Origin of the sequence: Pseudomonas frederiksbergensis (assembly GCF_000802155.2) — a bacterium.
Lineage (GTDB): Bacteria > Pseudomonadota > Gammaproteobacteria > Pseudomonadales > Pseudomonadaceae > Aquipseudomonas > Aquipseudomonas frederiksbergensis_A.
In genome coordinates this window covers 1-18,561 of the sequence record NZ_JQGJ02000013.1, presented here as the reverse complement: position 1 = coordinate 18,561, position 18,561 = coordinate 1, and the positions used below count along the sequence as shown (strand labels likewise).

Genomic DNA, 18,561 nt, shown 5'->3' with positions numbered 1-18,561 from the left:
CCCCTTCAAACTCAAGATTTCAATGCTTCGGCAAGTTTCGCGATTTTGCCGCGAATCGAGCCATCGATAACCAGGTCGCCGGCGCGGATTACAACGCCCCCTATCAGGGACTTGTCTTCCTCGACTTGCAGGCGCACTTCCCGGTTGAGTCGTGCACTGAGAACCTTGGCGAGTTTGTCTTGCTGTTCTTGGTTCAATGCAAAAGCACTGGTCACTTCCACGTCTACCGACTTCTCTTGTTCGGCCTTGTACAGGTCGAAAAGAGCGGCGATCTCCGGCAGAAGCGGGAGACGGTCGTTTTCGGCAACGACGTGAATGAAATTCTGTGCCTTGGCATCGAACTTGTCGCCGCACACGTCAATGAACGTGGCGGCCTTTTCTGCGCTCGTCAGTCGCGGGGCCTTGAGCACGCGCTGCATGGTGTCGTCTTGCGACACCGCTGCTGCCAGGCCGAGCATGGCTGACCAATTGGCCAGTTGCTGGTGGGCCTGAGCGTGCTCGAAGGCCGCCTTAGCGTAAGGTCGGGCCAACGTGGTCAGTTCTGCCATGATCGCCCTCGCTTAGATTTCAGCAGCCAGTTGGTTTACCAGCTCTGCGTGCGCGTTTTGATCGATTGTGGCACCCAGGATCTTCGAAGCACCGCCAACGGCCAGGCTACCCACTTGGGCGCGCAGCGCGTCTTTGACGCTGTTGAGTTCCTGTTCGATCTCGGCTTGAGCCTGAGCCTTCACACGGTCAGCTTCGACGCGAGCCTGTTCACGGGCTTCGTCGACAATCTGCGTACCGCGCTTCTTGGCTTGCTCGATGATTTCAGCTGCCTGAGCTTTCGCTTCGCGCAGTTGCTGACCCACTTTCTCATGGGCCAACTCCAGGTCGCGAGCTGCTCGGCTGGCAGCGTCCAGACCATCAGCGATCTTCTTTTGACGTTCGTGCAATGCCGCAATGACCGGAGGCCATACGAACTTCATGCAGAACAGTACAAAAATCAGGAACGCAACGGACTGGCCAATCAGGGTCGCATTAATGTTCACGCCAACACCTCGCAGTTACGTTGTCCATCACACCAAATTACCCGGAAAATCCGAGTAATCAGCCAGCGATCTGACCAACGAACGGGTTCGCAAAGGTGAAGAACAGAGCGATACCAACACCGATCATGGTTACGGCGTCGAGCAGACCGGCAACGATGAACATTTTGACTTGCAGCATTGGAACCATTTCTGGCTGACGCGCGGCGCCTTCCAGGAACTTGCCGCCCAACAGGCCGAAACCAATTGCGGTACCCAGTGCGCCCAGGCCGATCAACAGTGCAACAGCGATAGCGGTTAGACCAACTACAGTTTCCATCTTTCCTCCCGACTTTTACGTCGTATGGTTTAGGTTTTTTAGATTAAAGCGGTAAAACAAATCGTTTCATCGAGCCCGTTCGGGCCCCTTCCCGTTTGACCGGGAAGGACATCAGACTAGTCGAGACTGGCCTTAATGGTTTTCTTCGTGCGCCATCGACAGGTAGACGATGGTCAGCATCATGAAGATGAACGCCTGCAGGGTGATGATCAGGATGTGGAACACAGCCCACGCCCATTGCAGCACCACGCCCAGGCCGCTGAGCCAGAGCAGGCCGCTGCCGAACATCACAGCGATCAGGATGAACACCAGCTCGCCGGCATACATGTTGCCGAACAGACGCAGGGCCAGGGAGATTGGCTTGGCGATCAGGGTCACGAACTCCAGGAGGAAGTTCACCGGGATCAGCAACGCTTGAACGAGGATGTTCTTGCTGCCGAACGGGTGCAGGGTCAGTTCGCCGATGAAGCCGCCGATGCCCTTGACCTTGATGCTGTAGAAAATGATCAGTGCGAACACCGAGAACGCCATGCCCAAGGTCGCGTTCGGGTCAGTGGTCGACACGGCGCGGAACGGGATGTGAGCATCGCCGGAGATCAGGATGGCCAGTTGAGGAATCCAGTCGACCGGTACCAGGTCGATGGCGTTCATCAGGAACACCCAGACGAAGATGGTCAGTGCCAGCGGTGCAATCACCGGGCTACGGCCATGGAAGCTGTCTTTCACGCTGCCATCGACGAATTCGACCAATACTTCAACGAAGTTCTGCAGTGCACCAGGCTGACCGGAAGTCGCTTTCTTGGCCGCCATGCGGAAAAGAAGGACGAAGATCAGACCCAACGCGACCGACCAGCCGAGGGTATCGACGTGGAAAGCCCAGAAGCCCATTTCCTTGGCTTCTGCTGCGGTGTGAGCAAAGCCCCAGCCGCCATTGGGTAGCTGCCCGAAGGTCAGGTTCTGCAAGTGGTGCTGGATATAGCCCGAAGCGGTTGTCTCTGCCATGGTTGCCTCAAACGCCCTAAGGTCTCGAAAGTCTTGTTCTCATTAGCAGGGGAGCGAACCAGCTGACCATCTGGGTCAGCAGGAACACGCCGAATACCGCCAGCGGCGCCAGTGGCTTCACACCTGCGAACGTCAGCGCAAACAGCACTGCCGTCAAAATCAGTTTCCCCGCCTCGCCGGCATAAAAAGACCGGACGATGGCTTGGGCTGCTCGGGCGCCGGAAAACCGAAATGCCCTGTGAGCGAAGTAAATATTGGGAAGCAAGGCTATCAGGCCTCCGCAAAGACCCGAGTATCCGGCGACGACTCCCTTCCATTGCCAAAGCGCCAACGCGGCGATCAGTACAACGACGAACTGGGCCATCAACACCGGGAAAACAGCCAGACGATGGAACGGCAAGCGGTTTGGCGTGCGTGTTTCCATCGCTTTTGCTCTCCAATGGTCGGCTGCCTGAATTCAATAACTTGGCATAATTTGTGCCGACAAAATGCGCGCAGAGTATAGGGGCGGTTCTGCCCCTATTCAACCTTCAGGTAGTGATTTCCGACTGCGCGCTACAAGAGCAATTGTTTCAGCGAATGTGCGCAAGAACACCTTGCAGCTCATCAAGGGAGTTATAGCCGATCACCAGTTGCCCTTTGCCCTTCTTTCCGTGGCGAATCTGCACCGCAGAGCCTAGGCGCTCGGCCAGGCGCTGCTCCAGGCGAGCGATATCCGGATCGGGTTTTGCCGCTTCGACAGGCGCAGGTTTACCACTCAACCACTGACGGACCAGTGCCTCGGTTTGGCGCACGGTCAGCCCGCGTGCGACAACATGTCGCGCCCCTTCAACCTGTTGATTTTCCGGCAAACCGAGCAATGCACGGGCATGACCCATTTCCAGGTCGCCATGGGACAGCATGGTCTTGATGACTTCGGGCAAGGCAATCAGTCGTAGCAGGTTGGCCACCGTCACCCGGGACTTGCCCACCGCTTCGGCGACTTGCTGTTGGGTCAGCTGGAATTCTTGCTGCAGACGTTGCAGGGCCACGGCTTCTTCGATCGGGTTGAGGTCTTCGCGCTGGATATTCTCGATCAGCGCCATGGCAATGGCGGTTTCGTCCGGCACATCACGGACCATCGCAGGAATGGTTTCCTGCCCGGCCTGCTGACTGGCGCGCCAGCGGCGTTCGCCAGCGATGATTTCGAAACGTCCGTCGGCGATCGGCCGCACAACGATCGGTTGCATCACGCCCTGGGTCTTGATCGACTGTGCCAGCTCTTCCAAGGCCTGCGGGTCCATGTCCCGGCGCGGCTGGTATTTGCCGCGCTGGATCAGGTCAAGGGGCAAATGTTGCAGTTCGCGCTGATCGGCCTGCACGGCCTGCTCTTCCAGCGAACTGACAGTCGGACCGCTGAGCAGCGCATCCAGTCCACGTCCGAGACCTCGTTTCTTGACGGCCATGGGGTTTCCTTAAGTTGGCTGGGCTGCAGCGATGCGTGGTTGGCGGCGCTGACGGCGAACCATCTCGCCCGCCAGGGCCAGGTAGGCCAGCGCACCACGGGATTGTTTGTCGTAGGCCAGGGCCGGCATGCCGTAGCTCGGCGCTTCGGCCAGGCGGATGTTGCGTGGGATGACCGTGTCGTAGAGCTGCTCGCCGAAATGCTCCTTGAGCTGGGCGGAAACGTCGTTCATCAGGCTCAGGCGCGGATCGTACATGGTCCGCAACAGGCCCTCGACCTTCAGCTCAGGGTTCAGCAGTTCGGCGATTCGCTTGATGTTATCCACAAGGTCGCTCAACCCTTCCAGGGCGAAGTACTCGCACTGCATGGGGATAATCACCCCATCGGCCGCCACCAGGGCGTTGAGGGTCAGCATCGACAGCGATGGCGGGCAATCGATCAGGATGTAGTCGTAGTTTTCCCGGATCGGCGCCAAGGCGCTGCGCAGACGGCTTTCCTTCATCTGCATTTCCAGCAGCACCACTTCGGCCGCCGTCAGGTCACGGTTGGCCGGCAGCAGTTGATAACCGCCGTGTTCGGAGAAGTGCATGGCCTGGCCCAGATCGCATTCGCCGATCAGGACATCGTAGATGGAGTTTTCCAGGCCATGTTTATCCACACCGCTACCCATGGTGGCGTTGCCCTGTGGATCGAGATCGATCAACAGCACCCGGCGCTTGGTCGCGACCAGGGATGCTGCGAGGTTGATGCAGGTGGTGGTCTTGCCCACACCACCTTTCTGGTTCGCTATCGCGAATACCTTAGCCATTCTTGCTTGTGTTCCCAATCATGCCGTGCGGCGCAGTATCAGCAGATGGCGTTGGCCTTGGCAACCGGGGACGGCCAAGGCGTGTTCGCTATCGAGGTGGAAGTCTGCCGGCAATGCTACCAGCTCATCGGCCGGATGAACGCCCTTCATTGCCAGCCAGCGCGTATCGGCATCGCCCAGGTGGCGAGTCCAGTTGCTGAAGTTCTCCATGCTGCTGAACGCCCGGGAGATGATCCCGTTGAACGGCTCGGCAGGCTGGAACGCTTCGACGCGGCTGTGGATAACTTGCAGGTTATCCAGCTTGAGCTCAAGTTTGACCTGGGTCAGGAAGCGGGTTTTCTTGCCGTTGCTGTCCAAACAGGTCACTTGCGAGTCGGGAAACAGGATCGCCAGCGGAATGCCCGGCATGCCACCGCCGCTGCCGACATCCAGCCAACGACCGTTTTCGATGAAGGACATGACGCTGAGACTGTCGAGCAAATGCCGCGAGACCATTTCATCCGGATCGCGCACGGCGGTCAGGTTGTAGGCCTTGTTCCATTTGATCAACAGCGCCAGGTAACCCAGCAGTTGCGTGTGCTGGACTTCGGTCAGGCTGACGCCGAGCTCACGGGCACCTGTGGATAACTCTGCAGCGTGTTGCGAGGTGACCATCGAACTCAAGCGCTTTGCTCCAACTGGCGGCCCGCGCCGCGTTTTTTCAAATGAATCATCAACAGGGAAATCGCCGCCGGCGTCACGCCGGGAATGCGCGAAGCCTGGCCCAGGGTCTCGGGACGGGTTGCACCGAGCTTGCTCTGGATTTCTTTCGACAATCCGGAAATGCCGGTGTAATCGATATCCACAGGCAGCTTGGTGTTTTCGCTGGCGCGCAGGCGAGCGATTTCATCCTGCTGGCGATCGATGTAACCGGCGTACTTGGTCTTGATCTCGACCTGCTCGGCTACCTGCGGATCTTCAGCGCCCTGGCCGGTCACTTCCACCAGCCCGGCATAATCGATTTCCGGACGGCTCAAGAGGTTGAGCAGGTTGTATTCGTGGGTCAGTGGCGTACCGAATTTCGCCGCGATGGCATCGCCTTGCTCAGTACCGGGACGAACCCAGGTGCTTTTCAGGCGCTGCTCTTCCAGCTCGATGCTCTCGCGTTTCTTGCAGAACGCGGCCCAGCGCGCGTCGTCCACCAACCCCAGTTCGCGACCTTTCTCGGTCAAGCGCAGGTCGGCGTTGTCTTCACGCAGGATCAGGCGGTATTCGGCGCGGGAGGTGAACATCCGATACGGTTCCTGAGTGCCCAGGGTAATTAGGTCATCCACCAGCACGCCGATGTACGCCTCATCGCGACGCGGGCACCACGCTTCTTTGCCCTTGGCGAGCAGTGCGGCGTTGGCACCGGCGAGCAAACCCTGGGCACCCGCTTCTTCGTAACCGGTGGTGCCGTTGATTTGCCCGGCGAAGAACAGACCGCCGATGACTTTGGTTTCCAGGCTGTACTTCAGATCGCGCGGATCGAAGTAGTCGTACTCGATCGCATAACCTGGACGCACGATGTGCGCGTTCTCCATGCCACGGATCGATTGCACGATCTGCAACTGCACGTCGAACGGCAGGCTTGTGGATATCCCGTTCGGATACAGCTCATGGGTGGTCAAACCTTCCGGTTCGATGAACACCTGATGGCTTTCCTTGTCGGCAAAGCGATGGATCTTGTCTTCGATCGACGGGCAATAGCGCGGGCCTACACCTTCGATTTCACCGGCAGCGGAATACATCGGCGAACGATCGAGGTTCGCCGCGATGATTTCGTGGGTGCGGGCGTTGGTGTGGGTGATCCAGCAACTGACCTGGCGTGGATGCTGTTCCTTGTTACCCATGAATGACATCACCGGGATCGGAGTATCGCCAGGTTGCTCGGTCATCACCGAGAAATCCACGGATTTGCCGTCGATGCGAGGTGGCGTACCGGTTTTCAGGCGCCCGACACGCAATGGCAACTCACGCAGACGGTGAGCCAGAGCAATCGACGGCGGATCCCCGGCGCGACCGCCGGAAAAATTCTGCAAACCGATGTGGATAAGTCCGCCGAGGAAGGTCCCGGTGGTCAACACCACGGAATCGGCGAAGAAACGCAGGCCCATTTGTGTGACGACACCGCGTACCCGGTCCTGCTCAACGATCAGGTCATCGGCTGCTTGTTGAAATATCCACAGGTTCGGCTGGTTTTCCAGGATTTCGCGGACAGCGGCCTTGTACAGAACTCGGTCGGCCTGGGCGCGGGTTGCGCGCACGGCTGGGCCTTTGCGGCTGTTCAATACACGAAACTGGATACCACCCTTATCAGTGGCAATGGCCATCGCGCCGCCAAGGGCATCGATTTCCTTGACCAGGTGGCTTTTGCCGATGCCACCAATGGCAGGGTTGCAGCTCATGGCTCCGAGGGTTTCCACGTTATGCGTCAGCAACAGGGTCTTGGCCCCCATGCGTGCTGATGCAAGTGCTGCCTCGGTACCGGCATGACCGCCGCCGATGACGATCACTTCAAAACGGGAAGGGAAATCCACCACGCACCTCGTGCCTGCTTTATTCAGTTAATTCGGAAATAGGTTTTGAGTCTGGCCTGGGCGTTTTTCGAGCCAGGTCGGCAAGTATAGGGACTTCGCCCTTTCTAAAGAACCCTTTGCACAAAATTTAACCAGCTGTGGAGAACTTGCGGTTAAAAAAATAAAAAAGAAAGAAATTTATAGAATCTTTGTTTTTATGTTTATTCTTACTGAACCACATTTCTGTGGATAACCCGCTGTAGGCCTTATTTTACGTAGTGTACAGAGATTCAAAACCCTGTGGTAAGCTGGCCATGAGGGGCTTGGATAACCGGTGTAAGCCTGTGGATGAAAGGGCAGGTTATCCACAGCGGCGGTTATCTTCAGTTTTGGAGTGGGTTTATCAACCGACCTCAATGGCAGTTATTCACAGGGCTTAATTCACAGAAAACCGCCGCAATGGACCGCAGCAGCGTCCACAGGTAAGCCGCCATCAAGGGCAATCGTTTCAAAAACAGAGGGGAGGAACCGGGTTTGCGCTGGACTCGAGAGGCTTCGAGGACAAACCCGGTTTGAAAGGGGGGATTATTTACCGATGCAGAAGCTGGAAAAGATCCGCCCCAACAGGTCGTCGGAGCTGAAGGCGCCGGTAATTTCCCCAAGGGAATGTTGGGCCTGCCGAAGGTCTTCGGCCAACAACTCACCCGCCCCCGCCAAGGTCAGCTGCGCGCGACCGTGTTCCAGCGCCGCGCTGGCATGGCGCAACGCTTCAAGATGTCGCCGACGTGCGCTGAAGCTGCTTTCCGAAGTCTGCTCATAACCCATGCACGCCTTGAGGTGCTCGCGCAGCAATTCCAGGCCTTCACCCGCCGACTTCGCGCTCAGGCTGATAGTCACATGGCCGTCAGTGCTGACCTCGAGGACAATTGCTTCCCCCGTCAGGTCGGCCTTGTTACGAATCAGCGTGACTTTCGATGGGTCCGGGCGGACTTCAAGGAATTCCGGCCACAGTGCAAAGGGATCATCCGCTTCAGGCGCGGTGGCATCTACCACCAGCAACACCCGGTCAGCTTCACCAATGGCCTTGAGGGCGCGTTCAACGCCGATTTTTTCCACTTGGTCGTCGGTATCGCGCAAGCCTGCAGTGTCCACCACGTGCAGGGGCATGCCATCGATGTGGATATGTTCACGCAAGATATCCCGGGTGGTGCCGGCAATCTCGGTGACGATCGCAGCCTCGCGCCCGGCCAGGGCATTCAGTAGGCTGGATTTGCCGGCGTTCGGTCGTCCAGCGATCACCACGGTCATCCCGTCACGCAACAACGCGCCTTGGCCCGCTTCACGAAGCACTGTGGATAACTCATCGCGCACCTTGTCGAGCATGCTCAGCACATGGCCATCGGCGAGGAAGTCGATTTCTTCTTCCGGGAAATCGATCGCGGCCTCGACATAGATCCGCAGGCCGATCAATTGCTCGGTGAGGTTATGCACCCGTTGGGAAAACGCCCCCTGCAAGGATCGCAATGCGTTGCGGGCCGCTTGCGCGGAGCTCGCTTCAATCAAATCGGCAATCGCCTCGGCCTGGGCCAGGTCGAGTTTGTCGTTGAGAAAGGCCCGTTCACTGAATTCCCCCGGTCGCGCCAGGCGACAGCCCAGCTCGAGGCAACGCTTGAGCAGCATGTCCAGGACAACTGGGCCGCCGTGGCCCTGCAGTTCCAGTACATCTTCGCCGGTGAATGAGTTAGGCCCCGGGAAATACAAGGCCAGTCCTTCATCCAACACTTGCTGCTGCCCATCAAGGAACGGCCCGTAGTGAGCGAACCGCGGTTTGAGTTCACGGCCGCTGATAGCCTTGGCCGCGACACTGGCCAACGGCCCGGAAATGCGGACAATGCCGACACCGCCGCGACCTTGGGCGGTGGCGACGGCGGCAATGGTTTCACGCGGTGCGCTCATAAAGCGGTATCCAGACAAAAGTGACAGATAGCAAAACGCCCCACTAGGGGGCGTTTTGTGTGGTTATCCACAGAGCAAGTTACGCCTCGGCTTTTTTCGTTGCCGCTTCGATCTTACGCGTGATGTACCACTGCTGCGTAATGGACAACACGTTGTTCACAACCCAGTACAGCACAAGACCGGCCGGGAACCACAGGAAGAAGAAGGTGAAGATGATTGGCATCATTTTCATCACCTTCGCCTGCATCGGGTCCGGAGGTGTCGGGTTCAACTGCTGCTGGATGAACATGGTTGCGCCCATGATGATCGGCAGGATGAAGAACGGATCCTTGATCGACAGGTCGGTAATCCACAGCATGAACGGTGCCTGACGCATTTCCACGCTTTCCAGCAGAACCCAGTAGAGGGCGAGGAAAACCGGCATCTGTACGAGAATCGGCAAGCAACCACCCAGCGGGTTGATCTTCTCTTTCTTGTACAGCTCCATCATGGCCTGGGACATTTTCTGCCGGTCATCGCCATGCTGTTCTTTCAAGGCAGCCAGTTTCGGCGCCACTGCGCGCATGCGCGCCATCGACTTGTAGCTGGCGGCCGACAATGGGAAGAAGATCCCCTTGATCAGCATCGTCAGGAAGATAATCGACCAACCCCAGTTGCCGACAAGGCTGTGGATATGTTGCAGCAGCCAGAAGATAGGCTGGGCAATGAACCACAGGAAGCCGTAGTCGACAGTCAGTTCCAGGCCTGGGGACAACTCTTTCAGTACAGCCTGGCTCTTTGGACCGGCATACAGAATGGCGCTGGTTTCGACTTTCGCACCAGGCGCTGCCGTCAACGCGGGGCCGGTGTAACCGACGATGTAGTTGCCTTTGCTGTCCTTGCGGGTCTGGACGACGTTGCTTTCGCCTTTTTGCGGGATCCACGCGGTTACAAAGTAATGTTGCAACCAGGCAACCCAGCCACCTTGCACGGTTTCTTTCAGCTGGGCCTTGTCCATGTCTTTCATGGACACCTTTTTGTACGGCTCGGAACTTGTCCACAGGGCGGCGCCCAGGTAAGTCGCGGTACCGGTGGCGGTGCTGGAAGAAGGATCGTCGCTGGCATCACGCTTGAGCTGCGCGAACATTGCGCCCGACCAAGGTTGGCTGCTCTGGTTGTCGATCAGGTAAGACACCGTCACGTCATACAGGCCGCGCTTCAGGGTGAAACGCTTGATGTAATTGACGCCGTCCTTGCTGAATTTCAGGTCGACAACCAATTGGTCTTGACCGTCAGCCAGTTGATAAACCTTCTTCTCGGCGGAATAAACCGGACGACCGGCCGGGTTGGCGTCCGGACCGTTTGCGCCAATCAAGCCACTTTGGGCCAGATAAGTGCGCTCGTTGCCGTTGTCGAACAACTGGAACGGGATTTCCGGATGGTCCTGGCGACGTGGGTACAGCGGCAGCTTCAACTGGGCGACATCGCCACCTTGTGGATCGATCGCCAGGTCGAGCACATCTGTCTTGACTTGGATCAGATCCTTGCTTGCAGCCACGGGGGCTTCAGCTGGGGCGCTGGTATCGCTTGCCGCGCGCGGAACGTCGTCATTGCTGGCGGTATTATTGCCAGCTGCGGTGTCCGGCAGGCTCGGTGCGGTATTGCTGGCTGCAACATTCTGAGTCGGCAGGGCAGCCTGGCCATAGTCCTGGTTCCACTTAAGGACCATGACGTAGGACACGATTGCCAGGGCGACGATCAGGATCGTGCGTTTGATATCCATGATTACTCGGCCATCGAAGAAGAACGGGAGGTAGGGATAGGCGGAACCGGGTCATAACCGCCGGGATTCCACGGATGACAGCGACCTAAACGACGAAAGGTCAGCCAGCCACCGCGCAGGAGACCATGATTTTCTATGGCTTCGTACGCGTAGCAGGAACAACTGGGGTAGAAACGACAGTGACTGGCCATCAAAGGACTAATGGCGTAGCGATAAAACTGGATCGGAACGAGTGCCAGTTTACGCATCGGTACTGTCTACCCCTACAGTTTCGGTGTTGACTGCTGGTGCTGGCTTGTTACGGGCCAGGCGCTTCCAGAGCTTGCCGAAATGCTGAATCAATTCGGGGTTTTCTACGTCCCCCAAACCTTTGCGCGCGACGATAACAATGTCCCACCCCACCAGTGAATCCTGGTTCAGGCGAAACGATTCGCGCATCAGACGTTTGAGGCGATTGCGCTGAACGGAGAGTTTTACGCTCTTTTTCCCGATAACCAGCCCGAGCCGGGGGTGATCGAGATCGTTGCTGCGCGCAAGGAGCAGGAGATTTTTCCCCGGAACCTTGCCGGTAGGGGAGTCAAAGACTGCCTTGAAATGCCGGGGGGTAAGCAGACGCTTTTCCCGACTGAAGTCCTGACTCACCTCCAGTGCCGGATTATCAAACTGCCAGACGCGCACGACCTTTGGCGCGACGACGCGACAGGACGGCACGACCATTCTTGGTAGCCATGCGAGCACGGAAACCGTGGGTACGAGCGCGTTTGATAGTGCTTGGTTGGAAAGTACGTTTCATGTCGTGTTACCTGGTTCGTCCACAACGGGCCGGAATGGCCCCCGTTTTAAGAGACCGGGGATTCTAGAGAAAGCAAGCCTCTAGGTCAATTTCCAACCAGTGTTTCCTTTAAATAGATATCCAGCCGTGTTCGGCGGTTTCATCACACCGGGCTAGATATAGAAATAAAGAAGGGAATTATTTAAAGCTTTTCTGTAAAGCTTATAAAAGCAAGGGCGGCACCTATCTGTGGATAACCAAGCTCAGGCCTTGTAATCCGCTGTGTACAGAGAATGACAACTAGGCGGGAAAGCAGTGGCCAGGCTGTGCTGCGCTGTCGGATAAGCTGTGTGTGGAATGCCTGGTTATCCACAGGGAGGTTATCCACCGAGTTTCGCCCCCACTTGTGCAATGCCCTCAGGTGGGGTTATCCACAGAGCTTATCCACCGACCGTTGGTCGTCTTTCCCAGCGTTAACGCATTGATAAATCATGGCCGATGAGCAAGCTGCGTGTGGATAAGTGCACGCCTGCTCGCTACAATGGCCGCTTGTTTTTGCCTCACCGGCTTTCAACTTAGGGGATATCCGTGTCAGTGGAACTTTGGCAGCAGTGCGTGGAGCTTTTGCGCGATGAGCTGCCTGCCCAACAATTCAACACTTGGATCCGTCCACTACAGGTCGAAGCCGAAGGCGACGAGTTGCGTGTCTATGCACCGAACCGTTTCGTTCTCGACTGGGTCAACGAAAAGTACCTGGGCCGGGTCATGGAACTGCTCGACGAGCATGGCAATGGCATGGCGCCTGCGTTGTCCCTATTAATAGGCAGCAAGCGCAGCTCGGCACCCCGCGCCGCGCCCAATGCGCCGCTGGCGGCTGCCGCCGCTTCCCAAGCGCAGCAGGCAGCCCCGGCACCGGTCAACAACCACGCCGCCCCGACGCCTTCGCCCGCCCCGAGCAAACGCAGCGCACAAAAGGTTGCCGAAGTCAGTGAAGAGCCCTCCCGGGACAGCTTCGACCCGATGGCCGGCGCCAGCTCCCAACAGGCACCGGTGCGCGCGGAACAACGCACCGTCCAGGTCGAAGGCGCGCTCAAGCACACCAGCTACCTGAACCGGACCTTTACCTTTGAGAATTTTGTCGAAGGTAAATCCAACCAATTGGCTCGCGCGGCGGCCTGGCAGGTGGCGGACAACCCCAAGCATGGCTACAACCCGCTCTTTCTTTACGGCGGCGTCGGCTTGGGTAAGACCCACTTGATGCATGCCGTGGGCAACCATCTATTAAAGAAGAATCCGAATGCCAAGGTCGTGTACCTGCATTCCGAGCGTTTCGTAGCCGATATGGTCAAGGCGTTGCAACTGAACGCCATCAACGAATTCAAACGCTTCTACCGTTCGGTGGACGCCTTGCTGATCGACGACATTCAGTTCTTCGCCCGCAAGGAACGTTCCCAGGAAGAGTTTTTCCACACCTTCAACGCATTGCTTGAAGGTGGACAGCAGGTCATTCTCACCAGTGACCGCTACCCGAAAGAGATCGAAGGCCTGGAGGAACGCCTCAAGTCTCGATTCGGCTGGGGCTTGACGGTGGCCGTCGAGCCACCGGAACTGGAAACGCGGGTTGCGATCCTGATGAAGAAGGCCGACCAGGCCAAGGTCGAGCTGCCTCATGACGCTGCGTTTTTCATTGCCCAGCGTATCCGCTCCAACGTCCGTGAGCTCGAAGGTGCCCTCAAGCGGGTCATCGCGCACTCGCACTTCATGGGCCGCGATATCACCATCGAGTTGATTCGCGAATCCTTGAAGGACCTGTTGGCGCTCCAGGACAAATTGGTTTCTGTGGATAACATCCAGCGAACGGTTGCCGAATACTACAAAATCAAGATCTCCGACCTGCTGTCCAAACGCCGTTCGCGTTCGGTTGCTCGTCCGCGCCAGGTGGCCATGGCCCTGTCCAAGGAACTGACCAACCACAGCCTGCCGGAAATCGGCGATGTGTTTGGCGGACGCGACCACACCACCGTGTTGCACGCCTGCCGCAAGATCAACGAACTTAAGGAATCCGACGCGGACATCCGCGAGGACTACAAGAACCTGCTGCGTACACTGACCACTTGATGACCACCAGCGCAGCTTATTAAGGCAAGGGACTAGACCATGCATTTCACCATTCAACGCGAAGCCCTGTTGAAACCCCTGCAACTGGTCGCAGGCGTCGTCGAACGCCGCCAGACCTTGCCGGTACTTTCCAACGTGCTGCTGGTTGTCGAAGGCCAGCAACTGTCGCTGACCGGTACCGACCTGGAAGTCGAGCTGGTCGGTCGTGTGCAGCTTGAAGAACCGGCCGATCCGGGCTCCATCACTGTGCCGGCGCGCAAGCTGATGGACATCTGCAAGAGCCTGCCTAACGATGCGCTGATCGACATCAAGGTTGATGAGCAGAAGCTCGTGGTCAAGGCTGGACGCAGCCGCTTCACCCTGTCCACGTTGCCAGCCAACGACTTCCCGACTGTGGAAGAAGGCCCAGGCTCCCTGACCTGCAGCCTGGAGCAGAGCAAGCTGCGTCGCCTGATCGAACGCACCAGTTTCGCCATGGCCCAGCAGGACGTGCGCTATTACCTCAACGGCATGCTTCTGGAAGTGTCTGCCGGGGTCATCCGCGCTGTCGCCACTGACGGGCATCGCCTGGCCATGTGCTCGATGCAGGCCGATATCGGTCAGCCGGATCGCCACCAAGTGATCGTGCCGCGTAAAGGCATCCTGGAATTGGCCCGCCTGCTGACCGAACCGGACGGCAACGTCAGCATCGTGCTGGGCCAGCACCACATCCGCGCCACCACCGGTGAATTCACCTTCACGTCGAAACTGGTGGACGGCAAGTTCCCTGACTACGAGCGCGTGTTGCCAAAAGGTGGCGACAAGCTGGTACTGGGCGATCGCCAGGCGTTGCGCGAAGCCTTCAGCCGTACCGCAATCCTGTCCAACGAAAAGTACCGCGGCATCCGTCTGCAACTGGCCAACGGTCAGCTGAAAATTCAGGCGAACAACCCGGAGCAGGAAGAAGCCGAAGAAGAAGTAGGCGTCGAGTACAACGGTGGCTCCCTGGAAATCGGCTTCAACGTCAGCTATCTGCTCGACGTGCTGGGCGTGATGACCACCGAGCAAGTGCGTCTGATCCTGTCCGACTCCAACAGCAGTGCCCTGGTGCAAGAGTCCGACAACGACGATTCGGCTTACGTTGTCATGCCGATGCGTCTGTAACCAGAACCAGCTAGATGTCCTTAAGTCGCGTCTCGGTCACCGCGGTGCGCAATCTGCACCCGGTGACCTTCTCCCCCTCCCCCCGCATCAATATCCTTTACGGCGCCAACGGCAGTGGCAAAACCAGCGTCCTGGAAGCTGTGCACCTGCTTGGGCTTGCGCGTTCGTTTCGCAGCACCCGCCTCTTACCGGTCATCCAGTACGACCAATTGGCGTGCACAGTGTTCGGGCAGGTGGAATTGGCGGAAGGCGGACATAGCGCCCTGGGAATTTCGCGGGACCGGCAAGGCGAGTTCCAGATTCGCATCGATGGGCAGAACGCCCGAAGTGCTGCGCAGTTGGCCGAGATCCTGCCGTTGCAGTTGATCAACCCGGACAGCTTCCGCCTGTTGGAGGGCGCACCGAAGATTCGCCGGCAATTCCTCGACTGGGGCGTGTTCCACGTGGAACCGCGTTTCATGACGACTTGGCAACGCCTGCAGAAGGCGCTGCGCCAGCGAAACTCTTGGCTGCGACATGGTACACTTGACGCCGTTTCACAAGCGGTTTGGGACAGGGAACTGTGCCAGGCCAGCGCTGAAATCGATGAATACCGCCGCGCTTACATCAAAGCCTTGAAACCGGTCTTCGAGCAGACCTTGAGCGAACTGGTTGAGCTTGAGGGCCTGACACTCAGCTATTACCGAGGCTGGGACAAGGACCGGGAATTGAGTGCCGTGCTGGCTGGGTCGCTTCAGCGAGACCAGCAGATGGGCCATACCCAGGCTGGACCACAACGCGCTGACTTGCGTCTCAGATTGGGCGCACACAATGCCGCGGACATTTTGTCCCGGGGGCAGCAAAAGCTAGTGGTGTGTGCCTTGCGTATTGCCCAGGGGCATCTGGTCAGCCAGGCCCGTCGCGGTCAGTGTATTTATCTGGTGGATGACTTGCCGTCCGAGCTGGACGAAGCCCACCGCCGAGCGTTATGCCGCTTGCTGGAAGACTTACGCTGCCAGGTGTTCATTACCTGTGTAGACCACGAATTATTGAGGGAAGGCTGGCAGACGGAAACGCCAGTCGCTCTGTTCCACGTGGAACAGGGCCGTATCACCCAGACCCACGACCATCGGGAGTGAAGGCATTGAGCGAAGAAAATACGTACGACTCAACGAGCATTAAAGTGCTTAAAGGCCTGGATGCCGTACGCAAACGTCCCGGTATGTACATTGGTGACACCGACGATGGTAGCGGCCTGCATCACATGGTGTTCGAGGTGGTCGACAACTCCATCGACGAAGCCCTCGCCGGTTATTGCGACGATATCAGCATCATCATTCACCCGGACGAATCCATCACCGTTCGCGACAACGGTCGTGGCATCCCGGTAGACGTGCATAAAGAGGAAGGTGTTTCCGCCGCCGAGGTCATCATGACCGTCCTCCACGCTGGCGGTAAGTTCGACGACAACTCCTACAAGGTCTCCGGCGGTCTGCACGGCGTAGGTGTATCGGTGGTAAACGCGCTGTCCGAAGAGCTGGTACTGACCGTTCGCCGCAGCGGCAAGATCTGGGAACAGACCTATGTCCATGGCGTGCCTCAGGCACCGATGGCGATCGTTGGCGACAGCGAGACCACTGGCACCCAGATCCATTTCAAGGCTTCGAGCGAAACCTTCAAGAATATCCACTTCAGCTGGGACATCCTGGCCAAGCGGATTCGTGAACTGTCCTTCCTGAACTCCGGCGTTGGCATCGTCCTCAAGGACGAGCGCAGCGGCAAGGAAGAGCTGTTCAAGTACGAAGGTGGCCTGCGTGCGTTCGTTGAGTACCTGAACACCAACAAGACTGCGGTCAACCAGGTGTTCCACTTTAACGTTCAGCGTGATGACGGTATCGGCGTGGAAATCGCCCTGCAGTGGAACGACAGCTTCAACGAGAACCTGTTGTGCTTCACAAACAACATTCCACAGCGCGATGGCGGTACTCACCTGGTGGGTTTCCGTTCCGCGCTGACTCGTAACCTGAACAACTACATCGAACAGGAAGGCCTGGCGAAGAAGCATAAAGTCGCCACCACCGGTGACGATGCCCGTGAAGGCTTGACCGCGATCATTTCGGTAAAGGTCCCGGATCCGAAGTTCAGTTCCCAGACCAAGGACAAGCTGGTGTCTTCCGAAGTGAAGACCGCCGTGGAACAGGAAATGGGCAAGTATTTCTCCGATTTCCTGTTGGAGAACCCGAACGAAGCCAAGCTGGTCGTCGGCAAGATGATCGACGCCGCCCGTGCCCGTGAAGCGGCGCGAAAGGCTCGTGAGATGACTCGCCGCAAAGGCGCGCTGGATATTGCCGGCTTGCCGGGCAAACTGGCTGACTGCCAGGAAAAAGACCCTGCCCTGTCCGAGCTGTACCTTGTGGAAGGTGACTCTGCTGGCGGTTCCGCCAAGCAGGGCCGCAACCGTCGTACCCAGGCGATCCTGCCGCTCAAGGGCAAGATCCTCAACGTTGAGAAAGCGCGCTTCGACAAAATGATTTCTTCCCAGGAAGTCGGCACGCTGATCACCGCGCTGGGCTGTGGCATTGGCCGCGAAGAGTACAACATCGACAAGCTGCGTTATCACAACATCATCATCATGACCGATGCTGACGTCGACGGTTCGCACATCCGTACCCTGCTGCTGACGTTCTTCTTCCGCCAGTTGCCGGAGCTGATCGAGCGCGGCTACATCTACATCGCCCAGCCGCCGCTGTACAAGGTCAAGAAAGGCAAGCAAGAGCAATACATCAAAGACGACGATGCCATGGAAGAGTACATGACGCAGTCGGCGCTGGAAGATGCGAGCCTGCACTTGAACGAGGATGCGCCGGGCATTTCCGGCGAAGCCCTTGAGCGCCTGGTCAACGACTTCCGCCTGGTGATGAAGACCCTCAAGCGCCTGTCGCGCCTGTACCCACAGGAACTGACTGAGCACTTCATCTACTTGCCAGCCGTCAGCCTGGAGCAGCTGTCCGACCATGCTGCGATGCAGGATTGGCTGGCCCAGTACGAAGTCCGCCTGCGCACCGTGGAAAAATCCGGCCTGGTCTACAAGGCCAGCCTGCGCGAAGACCGTGAACGCAACGTCTGGCTGCCAGAGGTCGAGCTGATCTCCCACGGGCTGTCGAACTACGTCACCTTCAACCGCGACTTCTTCAGCAGCAACGACTACAAGACCGTGGTCTCCCTCGGTGCTCAGCTGAGCACGTTGCTGGATGAAGGTGCGTACATTCAACGCGGTGAGCGCAAAAAGTCCGTGACGGAGTTCAAGGAAGCCCTTGAATGGCTGATGGCTGAAAGCACCAAGCGCCACACCATCCAGCGATACAAAGGGCTGGGTGAGATGAACCCGGATCAGCTGTGGGAAACCACCATGGACCCGGGCTCGCGCCGTATGCTGAAAGTCACCATCGAAGACGCCATTGGCGCGGACCAGATCTTCAACACCCTGATGGGTGATGCGGTCGAGCCCCGTCGTGACTTCATCGAGAGCAATGCGTTGGCGGTGTCCAACCTGGATTTCTGATCCGACTGCCCTGCCCCAACGAAAAAGGCCAACGCTTATGCGTTGGCCTTTTTTTGTGCTATGTCTCGTCCTGAATAAGGTTTACACCTCCTGACCTATCCTCAGGAGGAACCAATGGATTCAGGAAGAAA

General features: G+C 57.8%; 18 protein-coding genes. 4 read left to right on the top strand and 14 right to left on the bottom strand.

Translation table 11 applies throughout. The features are described from left to right. Positions 1–11 precede the first annotated feature (11 nt). The 14 genes from JZ00_RS21105 to rpmH form a co-directional block, all read right to left on the bottom strand. A complete protein-coding gene (locus tag JZ00_RS21105) occupies positions 12–548 on the bottom strand; it encodes a F0F1 ATP synthase subunit delta (protein WP_003187192.1) in 537 nt (178 codons plus the stop codon). A gap of 12 nt (positions 549–560) precedes the next feature. After that, positions 561–1,031, bottom strand: a complete 471-nt coding sequence (locus JZ00_RS21100; protein ID WP_030139033.1) for a F0F1 ATP synthase subunit B — start codon at positions 1,029–1,031, stop codon at positions 561–563. A 58-nt stretch (positions 1,032–1,089) separates the two neighbouring features. Continuing rightward, positions 1,090–1,347, bottom strand: coding sequence for a F0F1 ATP synthase subunit C (gene atpE, locus JZ00_RS21095; RefSeq protein WP_003097235.1), 258 nt, complete (start codon positions 1,345–1,347; stop codon positions 1,090–1,092). 132 nt (positions 1,348–1,479) lie between these two features. Beyond that, positions 1,480–2,349: a F0F1 ATP synthase subunit A gene (atpB, locus tag JZ00_RS21090; protein WP_039593180.1), complete on the bottom strand. Its 870-nt coding sequence runs from the start codon at positions 2,347–2,349 to the stop codon at positions 1,480–1,482. 16 nt (positions 2,350–2,365) lie between these two features. Continuing rightward, positions 2,366–2,773: a F0F1 ATP synthase subunit I gene (locus tag JZ00_RS21085; protein WP_039593179.1), complete on the bottom strand. Its 408-nt coding sequence runs from the start codon at positions 2,771–2,773 to the stop codon at positions 2,366–2,368. A 148-nt stretch (positions 2,774–2,921) separates the two neighbouring features. After that, on the bottom strand, positions 2,922–3,794 hold the full coding sequence (locus tag JZ00_RS21080) for a ParB/RepB/Spo0J family partition protein (protein ID WP_039593178.1): 873 nt from the start codon (positions 3,792–3,794) through the stop codon (positions 2,922–2,924). A gap of 9 nt (positions 3,795–3,803) precedes the next feature. Further along, a complete protein-coding gene (locus tag JZ00_RS21075; RefSeq protein WP_039593177.1) occupies positions 3,804–4,601 on the bottom strand; it encodes a ParA family protein in 798 nt (265 codons plus the stop codon). 18 nt (positions 4,602–4,619) lie between these two features. Further along, positions 4,620–5,255 carry a 16S rRNA (guanine(527)-N(7))-methyltransferase RsmG gene (rsmG, locus tag JZ00_RS21070; protein ID WP_196304733.1) on the bottom strand — a complete coding sequence of 212 codons (636 nt, stop codon included), beginning with the start codon at positions 5,253–5,255 and terminating at the stop codon, positions 4,620–4,622. Between the two features lie 5 nt (positions 5,256–5,260). After that, positions 5,261–7,159, bottom strand: a complete 1,899-nt coding sequence (mnmG, locus tag JZ00_RS21065; protein WP_039593175.1) for a tRNA uridine-5-carboxymethylaminomethyl(34) synthesis enzyme MnmG — start codon at positions 7,157–7,159, stop codon at positions 5,261–5,263. A 564-nt stretch (positions 7,160–7,723) separates the two neighbouring features. After that, positions 7,724–9,094, bottom strand: a complete 1,371-nt coding sequence (mnmE, locus tag JZ00_RS21060; RefSeq protein ID WP_039593174.1) for a tRNA uridine-5-carboxymethylaminomethyl(34) synthesis GTPase MnmE — start codon at positions 9,092–9,094, stop codon at positions 7,724–7,726. A gap of 79 nt (positions 9,095–9,173) precedes the next feature. Next, entirely contained in the window at positions 9,174–10,856 is a 1,683-nt protein-coding gene (gene yidC, locus JZ00_RS21055) for a membrane protein insertase YidC (RefSeq protein WP_039593173.1), read from the bottom strand. 2 nt (positions 10,857–10,858) lie between these two features. Then, a complete protein-coding gene (gene yidD / locus JZ00_RS30405; protein ID WP_010465488.1) occupies positions 10,859–11,104 on the bottom strand; it encodes a membrane protein insertion efficiency factor YidD in 246 nt (81 codons plus the stop codon). Beyond that, complete coding sequence (rnpA, locus tag JZ00_RS21050) at positions 11,097–11,498, bottom strand: ribonuclease P protein component (protein WP_039593248.1); 402 nt, start codon at positions 11,496–11,498, stop codon at positions 11,097–11,099. The genes yidD and rnpA overlap by 8 nt, the downstream gene beginning before the upstream one ends. 16 nt (positions 11,499–11,514) lie before the next feature. Next, a complete protein-coding gene (gene rpmH / locus JZ00_RS30400; RefSeq protein WP_003213577.1) occupies positions 11,515–11,649 on the bottom strand; it encodes a 50S ribosomal protein L34 in 135 nt (44 codons plus the stop codon). Positions 11,650–12,216: 567 nt separating this feature from the next. On the opposite strand from rpmH, the gene dnaA reads away from it, so the two are divergent. Genes dnaA through gyrB form a run of 4 tightly spaced genes read left to right on the top strand, consistent with a single transcriptional unit; the run spans position 12,217 to position 18,430 of the window. Continuing rightward, positions 12,217–13,746: a chromosomal replication initiator protein DnaA gene (gene dnaA, locus JZ00_RS21045; RefSeq protein WP_039593172.1), complete on the top strand. Its 1,530-nt coding sequence runs from the start codon at positions 12,217–12,219 to the stop codon at positions 13,744–13,746. A gap of 39 nt (positions 13,747–13,785) precedes the next feature. Continuing rightward, positions 13,786–14,889: a DNA polymerase III subunit beta gene (gene dnaN / locus JZ00_RS21040; protein WP_030132563.1), complete on the top strand. Its 1,104-nt coding sequence runs from the start codon at positions 13,786–13,788 to the stop codon at positions 14,887–14,889. 14 nt (positions 14,890–14,903) lie between these two features. Then, complete coding sequence (recF, locus tag JZ00_RS21035; RefSeq protein ID WP_039593171.1) at positions 14,904–16,007, top strand: DNA replication/repair protein RecF; 1,104 nt, start codon at positions 14,904–14,906, stop codon at positions 16,005–16,007. 5 nt (positions 16,008–16,012) lie between these two features. Next, the gene (gene gyrB / locus JZ00_RS21030) at positions 16,013–18,430 is read left to right on the top strand and encodes a DNA topoisomerase (ATP-hydrolyzing) subunit B (protein WP_039593247.1); all 2,418 of its coding nucleotides are present in this window, start codon (positions 16,013–16,015) and stop codon (positions 18,428–18,430) included. Positions 18,431–18,561 lie beyond the last annotated feature (131 nt).

Excerpts from the sequence above, each read along its gene's own strand:
- JZ00_RS21105 (WP_003187192.1), bottom strand. The coding sequence starts at position 548 with ATGGCAGAACTGACCACGTTGGCCCGACCTTACGCTAAGGCGGCCTTC.
- atpE (WP_003097235.1), bottom strand. The coding sequence starts at position 1,347 with ATGGAAACTGTAGTTGGTCTAACCGCTATCGCTGTTGCACTGTTGATC.
- atpB (WP_039593180.1), bottom strand. The coding sequence starts at position 2,349 with ATGGCAGAGACAACCGCTTCGGGCTATATCCAGCACCACTTGCAGAAC.
- JZ00_RS21085 (WP_039593179.1), bottom strand. The coding sequence starts at position 2,773 with ATGGAAACACGCACGCCAAACCGCTTGCCGTTCCATCGTCTGGCTGTT.
- JZ00_RS21080 (WP_039593178.1), bottom strand. The coding sequence starts at position 3,794 with ATGGCCGTCAAGAAACGAGGTCTCGGACGTGGACTGGATGCGCTGCTC.
- JZ00_RS21075 (WP_039593177.1), bottom strand. The coding sequence starts at position 4,601 with ATGGCTAAGGTATTCGCGATAGCGAACCAGAAAGGTGGTGTGGGCAAG.
- rsmG (WP_196304733.1), bottom strand. The coding sequence starts at position 5,255 with ATGGTCACCTCGCAACACGCTGCAGAGTTATCCACAGGTGCCCGTGAG.
- mnmE (WP_039593174.1), bottom strand. The coding sequence starts at position 9,094 with ATGAGCGCACCGCGTGAAACCATTGCCGCCGTCGCCACCGCCCAAGGT.
- yidC (WP_039593173.1), bottom strand. The coding sequence starts at position 10,856 with ATGGATATCAAACGCACGATCCTGATCGTCGCCCTGGCAATCGTGTCC.
- yidD (WP_010465488.1), bottom strand. The coding sequence starts at position 11,104 with ATGCGTAAACTGGCACTCGTTCCGATCCAGTTTTATCGCTACGCCATT.
- rpmH (WP_003213577.1), bottom strand. The coding sequence starts at position 11,649 with ATGAAACGTACTTTCCAACCAAGCACTATCAAACGCGCTCGTACCCAC.
- dnaN (WP_030132563.1), top strand. The coding sequence starts at position 13,786 with ATGCATTTCACCATTCAACGCGAAGCCCTGTTGAAACCCCTGCAACTG.
- recF (WP_039593171.1), top strand. The coding sequence starts at position 14,904 with ATGTCCTTAAGTCGCGTCTCGGTCACCGCGGTGCGCAATCTGCACCCG.